The organism is Pelotomaculum sp. FP (genome assembly GCF_004369245.1).
In the GTDB taxonomy this organism is placed as follows: domain Bacteria; phylum Bacillota; class Desulfotomaculia; order Desulfotomaculales; family Pelotomaculaceae; genus Pelotomaculum_C; species Pelotomaculum_C schinkii.
The window spans coordinates 1-354 of record NZ_QFGB01000172.1 but is presented as its reverse complement, the minus strand read 5'-3'; the positions used below and the strand labels follow the sequence as shown (position 1 = coordinate 354).

General features: G+C 56.2%; 1 protein-coding gene. It reads left to right on the top strand.

What is annotated here, in order from left to right:
• Nucleotides 1-38: 38 nt before the first annotated feature.
• Nucleotides 39-354 (top strand): enoyl-CoA hydratase-related protein (locus Psfp_RS21225; protein WP_243120846.1); only part of this gene is annotated, 316 nt, incomplete at its 3' end.

Here is a 354-nt window from a genome sequence, read left to right as displayed (position 1 = left end):
GCCTTGGTTTGGCGCCTGATGTGGGGTGGAGCCTGTGGGTGGGTTTGCTGGCGGGGTTTGGTAAGGCCAGCGAGATGATTTTTCTCGATCCGGTTTACGATGCTGAACAAGCGCAGGCAATGGGTCTGGTCCATCGCGTGGTGGAGCAGGAAGAGCTCATGACCGCCTCCGGCCTGATGGCGGAACAACTGGCAAGAGGTGCGACGCAGTCTTTTGCCATTGCCAAGGCCGGTTTAAATCACGCATTTTTAACACTCCTGGAACGGCAGCTGGAGGTGGAGCGCCAGGGCGTTCTCAGCGCCTCTTTAACCGGTGATTATCAAGAAGGACTGGAAGCTTTTCTCGCCAAAAGAA